General features: G+C 61.2%; 14 protein-coding genes, 1 pseudogene and 1 other annotated feature. Of the genes and pseudogenes, 5 read left to right on the top strand and 10 right to left on the bottom strand.

Features of this window, described 5'->3' with window-relative positions; all coding sequences use genetic code 11:
• Positions 1-38: 38 nt before the first annotated feature.
• From A6U98_RS22690 to A6U98_RS22670, 6 genes and pseudogenes are all read right to left on the bottom strand, one after another.
• Positions 39-1,505, bottom strand: coding sequence for a SulP family inorganic anion transporter (locus tag A6U98_RS22690; protein WP_064652934.1), 1,467 nt, complete (start codon positions 1,503-1,505; stop codon positions 39-41).
• Positions 1,506-1,575: 70 nt separating this feature from the next.
• Positions 1,576-1,631 (bottom strand) — a sequence feature (sul1 is cis-regulatory element that is thought to sense ions involved in sulfur or methionine metabolism; They are found in Alphaproteobacteria).
• A 146-nt stretch (positions 1,632-1,777) separates the two neighbouring features.
• Entirely contained in the window at positions 1,778-2,029 is a 252-nt protein-coding gene (locus A6U98_RS22685) for a hypothetical protein (protein ID WP_064652932.1), read from the bottom strand.
• An 80-nt stretch (positions 2,030-2,109) separates the two neighbouring features.
• Complete coding sequence (locus A6U98_RS22680) at positions 2,110-2,487, bottom strand: response regulator (RefSeq protein ID WP_064652930.1); 378 nt, start codon at positions 2,485-2,487, stop codon at positions 2,110-2,112.
• 140 nt (positions 2,488-2,627) lie between these two features.
• Positions 2,628-2,823: pseudogene (locus A6U98_RS36880) on the bottom strand (DUF4087 domain-containing protein); the annotation flags it as partial.
• A 141-nt stretch (positions 2,824-2,964) separates the two neighbouring features.
• Entirely contained in the window at positions 2,965-4,725 is a 1,761-nt protein-coding gene (locus A6U98_RS22675; RefSeq protein WP_064652928.1) for a phospholipase D-like domain-containing protein, read from the bottom strand.
• Positions 4,726-4,960: 235 nt separating this feature from the next.
• A complete protein-coding gene (locus A6U98_RS22670; protein WP_064652926.1) occupies positions 4,961-5,749 on the bottom strand; it encodes a DUF899 domain-containing protein in 789 nt (262 codons plus the stop codon).
• A 211-nt stretch (positions 5,750-5,960) separates the two neighbouring features.
• Here A6U98_RS22670 and A6U98_RS22665 point away from each other — a divergent pair, with 211 nt between their 5' ends.
• Positions 5,961-6,608, top strand: coding sequence for an ankyrin repeat domain-containing protein (locus A6U98_RS22665; protein WP_082933970.1), 648 nt, complete (start codon positions 5,961-5,963; stop codon positions 6,606-6,608).
• A 95-nt stretch (positions 6,609-6,703) separates the two neighbouring features.
• A complete protein-coding gene (locus tag A6U98_RS22660) occupies positions 6,704-7,210 on the top strand; it encodes a YHS domain-containing (seleno)protein (RefSeq protein WP_064652924.1) in 507 nt (168 codons plus the stop codon).
• A 19-nt stretch (positions 7,211-7,229) separates the two neighbouring features.
• Here the strand turns inward: A6U98_RS22660 and A6U98_RS22655 are convergent, their stop codons facing one another.
• Positions 7,230-9,446, bottom strand: a complete 2,217-nt coding sequence (locus tag A6U98_RS22655) for an adenylate/guanylate cyclase domain-containing protein (protein WP_064652923.1) — start codon at positions 9,444-9,446, stop codon at positions 7,230-7,232.
• Positions 9,447-9,677: 231 nt separating this feature from the next.
• On the opposite strand from A6U98_RS22655, the gene A6U98_RS22650 reads away from it, so the two are divergent.
• Both A6U98_RS22650 and A6U98_RS22645 read left to right on the top strand, forming a co-directional pair.
• Positions 9,678-10,445 (top strand): adenylate/guanylate cyclase domain-containing protein, encoded by a 768-nt coding sequence (locus tag A6U98_RS22650; protein ID WP_064652922.1) that lies wholly within the window; start codon positions 9,678-9,680, stop codon positions 10,443-10,445.
• A gap of 168 nt (positions 10,446-10,613) precedes the next feature.
• Positions 10,614-11,060: a DUF805 domain-containing protein gene (locus A6U98_RS22645; protein WP_064653082.1), complete on the top strand. Its 447-nt coding sequence runs from the start codon at positions 10,614-10,616 to the stop codon at positions 11,058-11,060.
• A 96-nt stretch (positions 11,061-11,156) separates the two neighbouring features.
• On the opposite strand, the gene A6U98_RS37260 is transcribed toward A6U98_RS22645, so the two are convergent.
• The 3 genes from A6U98_RS37260 to A6U98_RS22630 form a co-directional block, all read right to left on the bottom strand.
• Positions 11,157-11,534: a hypothetical protein gene (locus A6U98_RS37260; protein ID WP_064652921.1), complete on the bottom strand. Its 378-nt coding sequence runs from the start codon at positions 11,532-11,534 to the stop codon at positions 11,157-11,159.
• A gap of 222 nt (positions 11,535-11,756) precedes the next feature.
• Entirely contained in the window at positions 11,757-12,146 is a 390-nt protein-coding gene (locus A6U98_RS22635) for a hypothetical protein (protein WP_064652919.1), read from the bottom strand.
• A 149-nt stretch (positions 12,147-12,295) separates the two neighbouring features.
• Positions 12,296-12,616 carry a DUF982 domain-containing protein gene (locus tag A6U98_RS22630; protein ID WP_197496427.1) on the bottom strand — a complete coding sequence of 107 codons (321 nt, stop codon included), beginning with the start codon at positions 12,614-12,616 and terminating at the stop codon, positions 12,296-12,298.
• A 370-nt stretch (positions 12,617-12,986) separates the two neighbouring features.
• Between A6U98_RS22630 and A6U98_RS22625 the strand changes: the two genes are divergently transcribed.
• A complete protein-coding gene (locus tag A6U98_RS22625; RefSeq protein ID WP_064652917.1) occupies positions 12,987-14,777 on the top strand; it encodes a glycoside hydrolase family 15 protein in 1,791 nt (596 codons plus the stop codon).
• Positions 14,778-14,815 lie beyond the last annotated feature (38 nt).

Genomic DNA, 14,815 nt, shown 5'->3' with positions numbered 1-14,815 from the left:
GGCATCATGCTCCAGGAAATCCGCCCGCTCTCGCGCCGTCACACCTCTTTCAGCACCACCTTGCTGTCGAGGCTTCCGATCAACGTCGCACTCGCCTGGTTGAGGCCCGCGACCTCCACCGCGATGCCGTGCGCTCCGAACCGTTGGACGACCTTGTCGAGTGCGGCAACGGCGGTGATATCCCAGAAATGCGCTTCGGACACGTCGATCAGCACGGACTTGCCGACCGCGTCCTGAACGTCGAAGGCTTCGACGAAGACGTCGGCGGAGGCAAAGAACACCTGGCCGGACACGCGATAGGTCAGCCGCCCGGCGGCTTGGTCGGGCGCCACGTCTACACGCAGCAGACGGGCGACCTTGAAGGTGAAGAACACCCCGCTGAGCAGCACGCCGACCGTCACCCCGAGAGCCAGATTGGCGGTGAAGACGGTGACGAGGACGGTCGCCACCATGACGGCGCTCGACATCCTGGGATGGATGATGACAGCTCGAAGCGACGACCAGTCGAACGTATCGATCGATACCATGACCATGATCGCCACCAGCGCGGCGACCGGAACTTCGGAGACCCAAGGCTTCAGGAGCACCATCAGGATCAGCAGAAACGCGCCGGCAAACAGCGTCGAGAGCCGGCCGCGGCCGCCATATTTCACATTGCTCACCGTCTGGCCGATCATGCCGCAGCCGGCGATGCCGCCGAACAGGCTGGCGGCCGCGTTGGCGAGGCCGAGACCGGTGCATTCACGGTTCTTCGAGCTGGGGGTATCCGTGAGATCGTCGACGACGCTCGCTGTCATCATCGATTCCAGCAGCCCGACCATAGCGATGGCAAATGCAGGTCCGGCGATGATCCGAAGCGTTTCCAGCGTCAGCGGCACCGCCGGCCAGCCGAAAACAGGCAGCGAATCCGGTAGCTTGCCAAGGTCGGCGACGGTGAGAACGGGAAGCCCGAGCGCCAGCGAAGCGACGGTCAGGATCAGGATGCAGATCAGCGGCGACGGGATCGCCGTGGTGATGCGGGGCGTGAGGTAAATGATGACGAGCCCGGCAATCAGCACGGCATATTCCATCCAGCCGGCACCGATAATATGCGGCATCTGCGCGGCAAAGATCAGGATGGCGAGTGCATTGACGAAGCCGGTGCGGACGGATTTCGACACGAAACGCATCAGCACGCCAAGCCGCAGCAGGCCGAAAGTGATCTGCAGCAGCCCCGCCAGCAGCCCGGCCGCAAAGAGATAGGGCAAGCCGTGGGCATGCACCAGCGGTGCCGCGACCAGCGCCACCGATCCGGCGGCGGCCGAGATCATCGCCGGGCGTCCGCCGGTAAAGGCAATGACGATACCGATCACGAAAGAGGCGAACAGCCCGACCTCTGGGTCCACTCCTGCCACGAAGGAGAAGGCGATCACCTCGGGGATCAGCGCGAAGGTCGCCACCGCTCCGGCAAGCATTTCGCGCATGGGATTGGCGGACCAATCACGACGGATGGAAGAAAGCAGCATAGGATGGATTCTCGCAAAGCATAGCCGGACCCGCTCGGTCGAGAGGTCGCATAATGGCATGCAGGTTTTGCGTTGTCTGGCGGATCGGCGGCCAGAAGAGCCACCCGGGGTCTCACCGGGTCCGTGGTGAATGCCTGCGGTATAGACGAGATCTTTACTGCAGCGCAACATTCAATTGCGAAGGACGAAAGCGACAACGCACGAGCCGAATGCCTCTCACCGGACGGCACTCTGCTCACCCCCTCGCTTCGGCGCTGAGGAACCGGAAGCCCTCACTGCCAGAGGAAGTCCGGCCCCGTGCTCTGTGAGGTAAGCTTCAGCGTCCCGTCCGGCTGGACGACATAGGTCTCGAACACACGGTAACCGAAATCGCCGAGAAAGGTATTCTTGACCACCGTTCCCGGACGATAGGGCGAACGGAGAACCTTTCCTCCATAGGTTAGGCTGCCGGGAAGAGGCTGCGGATCCCCGGCACTGGCGCAGGCCGAAAGAGCGAAGAGAACGCCAAGGAGCGCGTATTTCATTCGGACTTCTCCTCGGGCAGGCGCAGCGGCCTGAGCGACGTCGATTTCCTTCTTATAACACGCAGCCGCCTTGATGCTGTTCAGAACGCAGCCTTGCTGCTGTCGAAGTTTTTGCGTCGCTCCGCTGCCCGCGAGAGCGCGCCGGCGATCCTCTCATCGGTGAAGGGCTTGGAGATCACATCGAGCGCACCTTCGATACCGTGACCGACATTCTCGGGACTGCCGGTCACGAAGATGACGTCAACCCCATGGCGATCGATCAGCCGCCGCGCGAGCTGGGCGCCGCTCAGCCCATCGGAGAGACTGAGATCGACGAGCGCGACATCGCTTCTTTTTGCGTGGGCGAGAGCCTGCTCCACCGTCGAAACCGGCCCGATAGTCTGGTGTCCTGCCTCTTGGGCAATGCGTTCGAGTTCCAGAGCGATAAAATTCTCATCTTCGACGATCATGACCTTCATGAATAAGCCTCCTCATAGACGGGATGTCAGGCGCACTGCCGGTAGCGGCACAACGCAACCGTCGCCGGAATGTTTCCACCTTGAGAAGAATATGTTGCGATCGGCGGGCAGCGCCGCGTTACCGGATCCGCTATTGGTCCCTTGTGGAGGAACAAGCCAATGGCGCGGGCGCTCCGGTATCGGGAAAGCGGCAATTGCCGCACGGAATGCATCCGGGTGATCGCCCCTTCTTCATCCGTATCAGGCGCAGGGTTCGAGCCAGCCGCAGCGCTGCTCGGCTTGCGCCGCGGCGGGCGTGAGATGCAGCATCAGAACAACCTCAGACAATCTGGTCATCGCCCCCTCCGCACATCACTATGCATAGTCTTCGATGGACAAGGCCCGCCTCACCTCAGCCCTACGTCGAACGCCAGTTGCGCCTTTCGAAATCACCCGCGTGGAATGGTTGAGGTTCAAGGGCCGTCGTGACCAGCGACATTACTCCGCCCGGGCAAACAACTCCCGGTCCCGGGCGCGGATGGGGTCGGTCCAGTCGCGTTCGAACCAGGGCGTGCCGCCGGTCTGAGGCGGGCGTTTGAGCTCCAGCGGACGGGCCGGGCCGTCGCTCGCTTCGGAGGCGACGCGGAATATGTAGTGGTCGTACATCCTGAGCGCCTCGATCATGTAGCTGGTCGCAACTGTCCGGTCGCGCACGAGGACGAGGTTCTCGCCGTTCTCGTCATCGGCAGGGTTCGAGAAATTGTAGGAGCCGAGATAGACGCGCGCCGTCGGCTTGTCGAAATCGAGCACGACGAATTTATGGTGCATGCGCGTGCCGCGCTGGTTGCCGTCGACGCCGGCAAGGCCCGAGGGTTCCGTCAGGAAGGGCGGCGGCACATTGCCCGTCAAGGCGGCGGCCCGCACCACCCTGCGGCGATTGTCCGGCGTCAGCACGTTGAGGCCGAGATTGCCGGCGCGCACCTCGGCATCGGCAATGCCCATGACATGCACCGCGGGACGTTCGAGCGCGCGGCCGAGCGCCGGGCCGATCGCCCCCTTGGTCATCTGGCCGAGGAAGGCGAGCGAAAAGAGGACGCTGGACTCTGCCGTATCGATATCGGCGCCGATCTCGTCGAGCCGGCCATTGGCATCGCTGTGTGGGGAGAAAGCGACCTTGGCGTCGACGCCGTCAAGGCCAAGATCGATCCAGCCGGCGGAACTTGGCGAGTCGCGGAAGTCTTCGGCGCGTTTGGCGGTGAAATAACTCTCGAAGGCGGTGAAATAATCGTCGATCGCCTTTTCGCTGTGAACGGCAAGGCTGTTGTTCGACTGTACATAGAGCCCGCGCCAGCTGAGATTGGTCGAGCCGTAAAGCACGGTCGAAAAGCCGCCGCCGCTGACCGCGATCGACTTCTGATGCTGCAGGTTGGCCATGTGCTGGCGCTTGACGTTGGCAACACCCGCCGAGGCGATCAGCCGCTCCGCCGCCCGCGTCTCCGGCGAATTCGGGCGGCCGTGGCCCTTGGTACGGTCGCTGTCGTCGATGATGATCTTGAGCTTCGGCCCCAGTGCCTCCAGCCGGGTGACCACCTCGGGCAGGTTGAGGTCATAGGCGATGGCACGCACCTCGGCGCCAGCCTCGCGCGCCCTGTCGAGCAGATCGAGCGTTTCGGCCCGCGCCTCGAAGCCCATCCAGGCGAGCGCCCGCTCGGCATCGGCATGGGTCGGCACGAAGTCCAGCCCCTGGTCGCCATTCGGTGGCACCAGCGTGATGATCGTCGGCGCGTCGGCGGCAAAATTGCGCACGAAGGCCTGCGACGAGACGAAGCCGCGGGTGAAGGCGACGTTGAGCTTGCCGGGAATGGTTTCGCGCATCAGCGCCAGCTCTGCCTCCTGCGCCTCGCCCGAGGTCAGCGCGCCCGCGGCATCCATGAACTTTGGCGTGACGCGGTAGGTGAACTTGCCGGGCAGATCGGCATTGAAGGGAAAATGCACCCAACGGAACTTCTGGATCGGCGCGTCGGTGGTGCGGATGCCGTCATCGGGAACCGGCTGGCCGGGAAAGCCGATGCGATTGCGCACGTTCTTGAAGAAGTCCGTGCCCGGCTCCCGATACTGGATGGCAAAGCCGACGAAATCGACCGGCGGCCGACCGTCCTTCCAGTTCATACCGAGCAGCACCATGCCATCGCCACGATGGATGGTCAGCGCAAAGAGTGACGCGGCATTCCTACCGGTCACACGAAAATCCGTATCCATGCCCGCCTCCCCTAAAACCGCCCGAAATCTAGCATGGTTCCGTGACAGTAAGGAGATATGTCAATGAAATATTGCGCGCAGAAGGTGCAGGGAGGCGACGGTACGGAGCAAGCGCCAGCGGCGCCACGACCTACCCAGCTGATGCGTCGTCATGAATGGAGATTTGCGGTTCGCCAGACTTTCAGACAGACCGCCGTACCCTCCTGCCGGGACGGAGGATACGGCCGAACCGACCCTACGGTTTCTCGTTTGCGCTCTCGGCCCTGAACGCCGCCTCCCCTGCATCTGACACCTCGACCCATTTCTTATCGGGCTCGGCGTCCGGCATATAGCTGTCGTGCCAGTTCCACCACTTGTAGGTCGGGGTCTGGGGATAGCCCTTCGGCGAATCCTCCCAGACTTCCTGGCGGCCGAGCGGCGTGATGTCGAGATAGTTCCAGGTGCCGCCCATCTGCTCGTCGCCGCGGTTGTTGATGAAATAGGTGCGGAAGATGCGCTCGCCGTCGCGGTAGAACACATTGGTGCCGTGCCACTCGTCGACGCCGAAGTCCTTGTCGAAGCTGTCGGTGATCGTCACCCACGGCATCGTCCAGCCCATCCGGGCCTTCAGCCGTGCAATGTCGGCCTGCGGCGCACGCGAGGCAAAGACCAGCGTCGTGTCGCGGGCGTTGAGATGGGCGACATGGGCGACCTGATCGGCCACCATCGAGCAGCCGCGGCAGGCATGTTCGGGCCAGCCGAACACACCGGGCTCGTAGAAGGCGCGGTAGAGGACGAGTTGGTGTCTACCTTCGAACAGGTCGAGCAGGCTGACTTTTCCCTGGGGACCCTCGAACGCATAGGCCTTCTCGACAGCCATCCACGGCATGCGCCGGCGCTCGGCGGCCAGTGCGTCGCGGGCGCGGGTCTCAGCCTTTTCCTTGACGAGCAACTGCTCGCGGGCCGCCTCCCAGGCCTGCGGTGACACGACCGGTGGTTTGCGCATCGCTTGTCCGCTTTTTCCATTCTCGGCTGAAGCAGTCATGGCTTTCAAACTCCTCATTGGGGCGATTTCCCGGGCTTGGAAGCCCGGTTCATCGCGCTTTGGTCTGAGATAGTTTCGCATCGGAAATCGAACAGGGGGAGTAACAAGTGTGACCGTATTCCATGAAACCGCCGGTCGCAGCCGTAGCGCACAAGTGGGATTGACCGGGAGCACGCGTCCATTAGCGCAATCTTGTTTACGAATTGCACACGTGCTAAAACGCGACAAAACGGCGCATACGAACCCTGATCAAACCGAGATCGTGCCCGTGAATATTTTTATCGCGACTGTTGCTACGCTTGTCATTGGCGTCCTGCCGGCATGGGCAGGTCCTTTGCATCAGGCGGCTAAGGACGGCGATGTCGCCCGCGTCACACAGTTGCTGGACCAGGGCTCCGATCTGTCGGAGCTCGATGAGGCGGGCGAGCCGGCGTTGATTATCGCGTCATTGGCGGGCCATGCCGATGTCGTCGTTCTTTTGCTGGATCGCGGCGCCGACATCGAAATTCGCAACAAGGGTGGGCTGACGGCGCTTCACGCAGCAGCCTATGGAGGAAATCTGGAGGTGGTGAAACGGCTTGTCGTTGAGGGAGCTGATGTCAACGACGGGAAGAATTTCTATCAGATGTCGCCGCTGCACGGCGCCGCCGAAGAGGGCCGCACCGACGTGGTCGCTTTTCTGCTGACGAAGAGCGCGGATGTCGAAGCGACGGAAAGAAACGGGTACACGCCTCTCACTCAAGCCGGGTGGCGGGCGCATTGGGATACGGCCAAATTACTCATGGAAGCCGGTGCTGTTTGCCAGAAAGCCGAGCTTGTGGGCGAACCGCTCTACAAGGAATGCACCAAGCGGCAATAGCATTTCGCCGGAGTAACAGACCGCGTCCGGGAACGGAGCTTATTATGTCTTATCTTATGCAAAAACGCGGCAATGTGCAAAAATCCGGAAAGCGAATGGGCGTGGCACTTGGCGCTGCGGTCATGCTGCTTTCCTTCCTTCAGCCGCCTTTCACTCAGGTTATGGCGGCGGAAGATCTCGTCAATACCGGCTATTTCGGCGATATCGCGATCAAGGGTTATGACCCGGTCGCCTATTTCACTGAAAACCAGGCCGTCGAAGGATCCGAGACATATTCCCACCACTGGCTTGGCGCGACCTGGTATTTCGCCAGCGCTAAAAATCGCGACCTCTTCAAGGGCGATCCGTCCAAATATGCGCCGCAATATGGCGGCTATTGCGCCGACGGCGTGTCTTTCGGGACGGTGACCACCAATATCGATCCGAAAGCCTGGCGGATCATCGATGGCAAACTCTACCTGAGCTATGATCCCGGGGCAGCCGAAGGCATGGAGAAGAATCCCACCAAGGTGACCGACTCGAAGAAGCATTGGTCCGAAGTTCAGCAGACGCTGATTTCGGAGAAGATGCACACCGTCTGGCAGCAACCGGATACGAAATGAAGCCGCAAGGCCCGACCCTTCAGGGTGTGGGTGAAAAGAACGTCAAGGCGCGCGGCGTGACATGGACGTATGGCCTGTCGCGCTGCTCACCTGACGTGTTGCGGTAAACATATCCGCACACCATCCGGTCGAGGAAATAGCCGTCGAATTTTTCGCAGAGACTGTCGCCTCGCACCTCGACGATACCGGTGATGTTGGTATTCGCGCTACGATAGGCGGTATTTCCAGCCTTGTCGAAATATTGGGTGAAATCCGTGCCGTTCTTGTGCTTGCCGGTCCAGCTCTTGCCGTCGACAAGATTGCGCAGGTCTGCCTCGCCGAGCCTGTCGGCTTGACTGCCTTTAAAGCCGAAGGGCCATTGGGGAATGCCGGCCTTTCGCAATCCGGCCAGATGGCGCTGCAGATCGCCGTCCCGCCAGTAATCATAGAGATAGCCGTAATAGGTGAGATTGCTTTCGGGGAAGAGCTCCAGCAGCTTTGCCGTCTCCGCTGCAGCCTTGGTTTCATTGCCCTGGTCGGCATAGGCCGCCGCCAGGTATTCGCGTGCCGGCTCGACCTTCGGCAGGCTGTCGAGCGTCGGCTCTATCAGTGAGATCGCGCGCTGATCATCGCCCGCGGTATAAAAGACGATCCCCGCCAGCAGTTGAAAGCTCGACGCCGGCGAAGGGTCGAGCCGCAAAGCCTTTTCCATCTCCGTGATCGCCTGCTCGCTGCTTCCGGTATGGACTAGGATGAGAGCGAGGTTGGCGGCGGCCTCCGCATCGTTCGGCTCCATCGCAACCGCCATGTTGGCGGAATTTTTGGCCTCCGTCTCGCGTCCATCCACCCATTGCAGCAGGGCAAGCACCGTGTGCGCCCTGGCATTGTTGGGATCCAGTTTGAGGGCCTGCCCGGCAGCGTCATAGGCGATCTTGCGGGCGACGGCGGCCGACCAGAGGTAATTATAGTCGTTGCGCCAGACATCGACGGCGACTCGGGCGATTCCCGCATGGGCATTGGCAAAGCCCGGATCGAGATCGATCGCCTTCTGGTAGAAGGACAGTGTCCGACGATAGGTGTCGACATCCCTCAAGATGAAGCCTTCCTGCTCGGCCCGCATGTAAAAATCGTAGGCTTCGAGATTTTCGGTCGGGATCCGAGCCAGTTGGTCGCGCTCGCGGGCGCTGAGCTTGACCGACAGGGCCGAAATGATCTTGCCGATCACATCGTCCTGAACGGCAAAGAGGTCGGCATATTGGCGATCGTAGCGCTCGGCCCAGAGCGACAAGCCGCTGACCGCGTCGATCAGCTTGACATTGATCCGCAGCCGCGGCCCCGCCCGTTGTAAGGTTCCTTCGAGTACATATTGCACGCCGAGTTCGGCGGCCACGTCCTGGATCTTGCCGACGGAGCCCTGGATGGCGAAGATCGAGTGGCGGGCGATGACGAAGAGGCCTGATACTTTGGACAATTCGGTGATCAGATCGTCCGTCAACCCCGCTGCAAGATGGTCGTGCTCAGTGTCGCCGCTGACATTGATGAAGGGCAGAACCGCGACTGAGGGCCTGTCCGGCAACGGATAGGCAAAACGTTCGCCAGGCCCCGGCGGTTTTGCCGGCATCCATGGCTGCCACCAGAGTGCTGCGCCCACAAGCGCGAGGACGACGGCCGCCGCGATGCCGGCAACGAGGCGGCGTATCGGCAGGCGCCTGCGGGTCTTGACAGTCTTGCCGGCGGCAGTGGGGTCAAGCAGGATGCGATAGACCCGGATCGGTTCGGTGATGCTCTTCAACCGCTGTTCGCCGAGCGAAGCGAAACCGACCGGGATTTTCGATTTCACCTGGTCGTATGTCGTGCCCGATATGGCGATACCGCCCGGTTCCGCCTGCGCCTGAATTCGATCGGCGATATTGACACCGTCGCCCTGGATGTCTTCGCCCTCGACGATGATATCGCCGAGATTGATGCCGATCCGGAACTCGAGCCGATGCTCCGGCAGCGCCGCAGCACTCTGCGTGGCTTTCAGTTGCTGAACCTCCACCGCGCAGCGCAAGGCATCGACGACACTCTGAAATTCGACCAGCAGACCATCGCCCATGGTTTTGACCAGCCGGCCATGGTGACGCTCGATCGCCGGCTCGAAGACATCGTTCTGATCTGCCTGAAAACGCGCGCGGGTGCCCTCTTCGTCGATCTGGCTCAATCGACTGTAACCGACGACATCAGCGATCAGGATTGCTGCAAGACGGCGCTCCATCCCCGGTCTTTCCTGGAGAGCGAAGGTATTACTAAAAATATTCTACAGTATGTCCTACCGCGATGCTATCGTCGGGCGGGGCGATATTCAACTTAATGGCGACGTGTCCGATAAAGGATGGGGCGGGACGAAATACTTCAATCCATCGTCACCCCAGACATCAGCAGAGTTGCCAAAAGCAAGCGAGTGTCGGAAGCTTGTTTTCAGCTATCAGGCGATGGATTGCGAGATATGACGACAGCCTCTTTCACGGAGCCGGCCAAGCACGGCAGCGCCAGGATCTGCCGCGGCTGCTGGGACCAGATGCATGTGCCGATCCCGATCGGCGGTCCGCTTGCCTTGCCCTTCCGTGCCCTCGGCATCACCCGCAGCAAGATGAACCCCGATATCTGCACGATCTGCGAGCGCTCCTTCCAATATGTCAAGAAGCAGCGCCAGATCACCATCGACGCCACCATCCTGTTTGCCGATATCAGGGGCTTCACGGATCTTTCGGAGCGCATCGAAGCGGTGCAACTGAGCAAGATCGTCAGCCTATTCCAGGATCGCTGCGCCCAGGCGATCTGGGCGCATGACGGCATCGTCAACAAGCAGATGGGCGACGGCCTGATGGCGATCTTCAATTTTCCGATCGTCAGAAAGGATCACGCCGGCGCCGCCATCTCGGCCGCGCAGGACATCCAGCGAAACTGCGCCTCCGCGCTGAACGATCTGGCGCTCCAGGCATTGCCCGGCCGCACCCTCGGCGTCGGCGTCGGCATCCATTCCGGCGAGGTCCAGATCGGCGAATTCTCAAGCTTCCGTAGCGATTTCACCGCGATCGGCGGCGTCGTCAACCAGGCCGCAAGGCTCGAATCCCAGGCCGCCGCCGGCGAGATCCTGATCTCCTCCGAAACGGCGGCAAAGGCTGCCGATCTCGCCGCAAGCGCCGAAACGCGCATGCTTGTGCTCAAGGGCATCGAGCAGCCGGTGCAGGCACGAGTGCTGGCCAAGCGCTGAGTAACTGCGGCCGCGCTGCCCACCTCTTCCAAACGTCCATATTGCCCACGATATGACATGTGCCCCTCTCACGCAATGATTGCCGAGCGTACTTGATTGCAAGCAAGTTAATCATCCGGAAACGAACATCATTTAACCTTCAAGTCGTTCGAATCGTTGGGGTATCTCATGGGCAGTTTTTCTCTCTTTCACTGGTTGATCGTGTTGCTCCCGGTGGCGTTGATCTTCATCCTCAGAAAACCGCCCGCCGGGCCGAACCGGTTCGGCGGCACGCCGCAGCCAATGGGTTTCGGCCAGGCGATCAGCAGTTATTTCAAGAAATATGTTGATTTCAGCGGCAGAGCGAGCCGATCGGAATTCTGGTTTTCGGCTCTCTTCGTCGTTCTCGTCAGCATCGTTTTGTATCTTGTTGATCGGACCGCAACATTGAACGGGATCTGGTCGCTGGCGACGCTTCTTCCCTCAATCGCCATGGCCGCCCGACGTTTTCACGACATCAACCGAAGCGGATGGCACCAGCTCCTTGGGTTGCTCGCTCCCATTGGAACGATTGCCGTCATCGTGTGGTATTGCAGAGCGCCGTCCATGGATGACTCCAGGGCGTCCGTTTTCTGAGGATGGTGCGCCACCGAGCGTGGGAATGGTTCTCACGGTTTGAGCAGGGCGTCGGCCGCAAGGTGATGCGAGGCTGCCAAGCGCCTCGCCTCTCTCTCAGTATTTCATCTTACGCAATTCGGGAAAATCATAGTAACGCAGCCGTTCGTCGTGGCAGCGATAGTCATTCTTTTTCAGATACAGTATCATGTTGTGCTGCAGGCCCAGGCCGATATAGGACCAGTTTGGGTAGGCACGTTCCGTCGTGCGCGTGCAATAAGCATATATCTGCTTTTTCGGATTAAGCAGAACCACGCTGGAAATCTCGGCCTTCACGAAGTTCCCCGCCTTAATGGTTCCCCGCAGAGCTTCGACGTACTCGCGTCGAACTGCGCTGGAAGGCGGCTGCTGGGAATCGACAACGGACTGCGACGCCGGAGTCTGGCAGCCAGCCAGTGCCAGCAGGACAGCGCAAGCAAGGAATTTGATTTTCATTCAGTCGGATCTCCCTCTAATAAAGTTGATGGACCGGGTTTCCCGAAGGCGTTGGCTGCAAGCAGCAACGCCGCATCCTGTGCCTGAGCCCCACCCTGCGGGTTGCCCACCTCAGCATGAGGAAGGTTGGAGGGTGCCGCACCTTTACGACACTAAATGCCTGTCGCGCGCCGCTCAACAGAGCCTTGAACGGCGACACGGCCGGAGCCCCTCGCCCCTGCGTCAGGTCTTCATGCCGGTCAGTTCAGGAAACGGGTAGTAGCGCAGCCGCTTGTCGCGGCAGCGATCGTCATTCACCGTCGCGCCTAGTATTTTGCCATCTGTGAAGGAGACGCCGAGATAGGCCCAGTCTCCCCAGCCGCGCTTGGCCACCAAACGCACGCAGTAAGCATAGATCTTTTTCTCAGGTTCAAGCACCACCACGCTGGAAATGCGGGCCCATACGACTTCTCCTGCTTCGTGCCGATAACTTCTCTTGAACACGATATTGATGAAGGTCTGCCGGACGTCATTCGAGGGAGGACGCTGTGAATCCGCAACGGATTGCGACACAGGGGCGTTGCAGCCGGCCAGCATCAGCAGGGCAGCGCAAACAAGGGCCTTTATTCTCATTCAGTTGAATCTCCAAAGAATCGGAGCGCGGTAACGCTGCGTATTTCCTACAAACACAGCGGGAATAATATTTGCAATACATGAAAGGAACATTGTTGACGCTGCGGATGCCGGCCGCGTGACGCGTGGATATAACCGCGTCGCTCCAGCTATACCGCAGGGTTCAAAGCGGAGGCTTCTGCACCGTCTTCATCATCATTGATCGTTACGCCGGCTTCCAACGCGGCAAGGATGAAGGCCTGCCGCACCGTCTCGGCCGGCATCCGCCCGGCAAGCCAGGCGCGGCAGAAATCGATCGCCCTCTGCTGATGGACGCCCCCATTGACCGGCCAGTCCGAGACGAGTGCATAAAGCGCATCCTGCGGTGAGCGCAGAACCAGCCGTTCGCCGGTATCAAGGTCGATCGAGATGGGGGTTTCCCAGAAGGCAGAATGGTCGCTAATGGCAGTTGCACCTGAAGCTAAAGTCACAGGAAACTAACTGCGGAAGGCCGATTTCGGTTCCGATATGAGGTGCGGACGATCGCCGCGCGGCATTTCACGAATGCCGTGGACCTTTCGGCGAAGAAACGCGGCGAATGGAAATTGGAATCGGGATCGCCGGCCAATGCCTCACCTTTGGCCGGGCCGATCTTGATGGTTGCGGCCTTGGCTGTCAGCCGGGCAGCTTGCAGCCCTTGCTCATTCCAGCGGACTGCATAGCCGAAACCTTGCCTTTGGACGCGGCAATTTCCCCTTCCTTGTCTCCCCCGGCAACGCCCACCGCCCCGTTAGTTTCCGCGCTTGACCTCCGCGCACGGCCTCTACCTAAAAGCCCGACTGCTATGCAAAGGAGGCTCCGGTGTCGGTACCCATTGAGGACTACGCGCTCATCGGCGATTGCGAAACCGCCGCACTCGTCTCGAAGAACGGCTCGATCGACTGGCTCTGTTTTCCGCGCTTTGATTCCCCCGCCTGTTTTGCCGCCCTGCTCGGCACCGAGGATAGCGGCTTCTGGTCGCTGTCACCGTCAGGTGACAATGTCCGCGTCACGCGCCGCTACCGCAACGACACGCTCATTCTCGAAACCGAGTTTCAGACCGAGACCGGCACCGCCGTTCTCATCGACTTCATGCCGCTTCGCGATGGCACGAGCGATCTGATGCGCATCGTCGAGGGCAAGAGCGGCACTGTCGCCTTCGATATGGAGCTCAACCTTCGCTTCGATTACGGCCGAACCGTCCCCTGGGTCACGCATGGCGAGGATGGCGGCATCACCGCCATTGCCGGCCCGGACAGGCTAACCCTGAATTGCGCCGTCCCGCTCGAAGGCCGCGGCCTGAGCACGGTCGGCTCCTTCCAGGTTGCCGCTGGCGAGAGCCAGATCTTCACCCTGACCTGGTCCCCCTCGCATATGCCGCAGCCGGCTCAGCGGCAGGTGGAATATGCGCTGCCGGACACGGAGGAATTCTGGCAATCATTTGCCGCGAAATGCCCGAAAGTGGGCCGGTGGACAGAACAGGTCAAACGCTCGCTCATCACGCTCAAGGCACTGACCTACATGCCGACGGGCGGCATCGTCGCCGCGGCGACAAGCTCCCTGCCGGAAAAGATCGGCGGGCCGCGCAACTGGGACTACCGCTATTGCTGGCTGCGCGACGCGACGCTGACCCTGCTCGCCCTGATGAAACTCGGCTATTACGAGGAAGCCAGCGCCTGGCGCAAGTGGCTGCTGCGGGCGGTCGCCGGCGCCCCGGCGCAGATGCAGATCATGTATGGCGTCGCCGGCGAGCGCAATCTGCTGGAATGGCAGGTTCCCTGGCTGAGTGGCTACGAGGGCTCGACACCCGTGCGCATCGGCAATGCCGCTGCCGAACAGGTGCAGCTCGACGTCTATGGCGAGGTGGCCGACGCCATACTGCAGGCCCGCAAGGGCGGGCTTCCGCCGCATCACCGCGAACGCGAACTGGCGGCGGCCATTCTGCCCTTTCTCGAAAAAATCTGGGTGGAGCCCGATGAGGGCATCTGGGAGGTGCGCGGCCAGCGCCAGCATTTCACCTATTCGAAGGTCATGGCCTGGGTGGCCTTCGACCGCGCCGTCCAGATTGCCGAGGCGGACGGCGAGCCCGAGGCCGCCGCACGTTGGCGCACGCTCGCAGATCACATCCATGCCGAGGTTTGCGAGAAGGCTTTCGATCCCGAACTCGGCTGTTTCGTGCAGGCCTACGGCTCCAAGGCGCTTGATGCCAGCCTGCTGCATCTCGGCATGGTCGGCTTCATCCCGCCTGATGATCCGCGCTATGTCGCGACAGTCGAGGCGATCGAGCGCAAGCTGCTGCGCGATGGCCTGCTGCTGCGCTACGAGACGCAGGAGGTGGACGACGGCCTGCCGCCAGGCGAAGGCGCGTTCCTCGCCTGCAGCTTCTGGCTCGTCGACGCCCTCGGCATGATCGGCCGCCGCGACGATGCGCTGCGCCTGTTCGAGCGGCTGCTTTCTATCTGCAACGATGTCGGGCTTCTGGCGGAAGAATATGATCCCGCCGCCCGCCGCATGCTCGGCAACTTCCCGCAGGCCTTCAGCCATGTCGGGTTGATCAACAGCGCGTTGAACCTCGCGCGCCTGGAGGGGCCGGCGGACCAGCGTTCGGCTTGACGGGGGATCAGCCCGGCTTGTACCGTCGAAAAAGACCC

It is taken from the genome of Rhizobium sp. WYCCWR10014 (genome assembly GCF_001657485.1).
Taxonomy (GTDB): domain Bacteria; phylum Pseudomonadota; class Alphaproteobacteria; order Rhizobiales; family Rhizobiaceae; genus Rhizobium.
The sequence above is the reverse complement of the archived record's forward strand: the minus strand, read 5'-3'. Positions and strand labels throughout refer to the sequence as shown.

Bases quoted from the DNA above. Each gene is read 5' to 3' on its own strand.
- A6U98_RS22655 (WP_064652923.1), bottom strand. From the start codon at position 9,446: ATGGAGCGCCGTCTTGCAGCAATCCTGATCGCTGATGTCGTCGGTTAC.
- A6U98_RS22680 (WP_064652930.1), bottom strand. From the start codon at position 2,487: ATGAAGGTCATGATCGTCGAAGATGAGAATTTTATCGCTCTGGAACTC.
- A6U98_RS22650 (WP_064652922.1), top strand. From the start codon at position 9,678: ATGACGACAGCCTCTTTCACGGAGCCGGCCAAGCACGGCAGCGCCAGG.
- A6U98_RS22645 (WP_064653082.1), top strand. From the start codon at position 10,614: ATGGGCAGTTTTTCTCTCTTTCACTGGTTGATCGTGTTGCTCCCGGTG.
- A6U98_RS22675 (WP_064652928.1), bottom strand. From the start codon at position 4,725: ATGGATACGGATTTTCGTGTGACCGGTAGGAATGCCGCGTCACTCTTT.
- A6U98_RS22685 (WP_064652932.1), bottom strand. From the start codon at position 2,029: ATGAAATACGCGCTCCTTGGCGTTCTCTTCGCTCTTTCGGCCTGCGCC.
- A6U98_RS22660 (WP_064652924.1), top strand. From the start codon at position 6,704: ATGGGCGTGGCACTTGGCGCTGCGGTCATGCTGCTTTCCTTCCTTCAG.
- A6U98_RS22635 (WP_064652919.1), bottom strand. From the start codon at position 12,146: ATGAGAATAAAGGCCCTTGTTTGCGCTGCCCTGCTGATGCTGGCCGGC.
- A6U98_RS22690 (WP_064652934.1), bottom strand. From the start codon at position 1,505: ATGCTGCTTTCTTCCATCCGTCGTGATTGGTCCGCCAATCCCATGCGC.
- A6U98_RS22670 (WP_064652926.1), bottom strand. From the start codon at position 5,749: ATGACTGCTTCAGCCGAGAATGGAAAAAGCGGACAAGCGATGCGCAAA.
- A6U98_RS37260 (WP_064652921.1), bottom strand. From the start codon at position 11,534: ATGAAAATCAAATTCCTTGCTTGCGCTGTCCTGCTGGCACTGGCTGGC.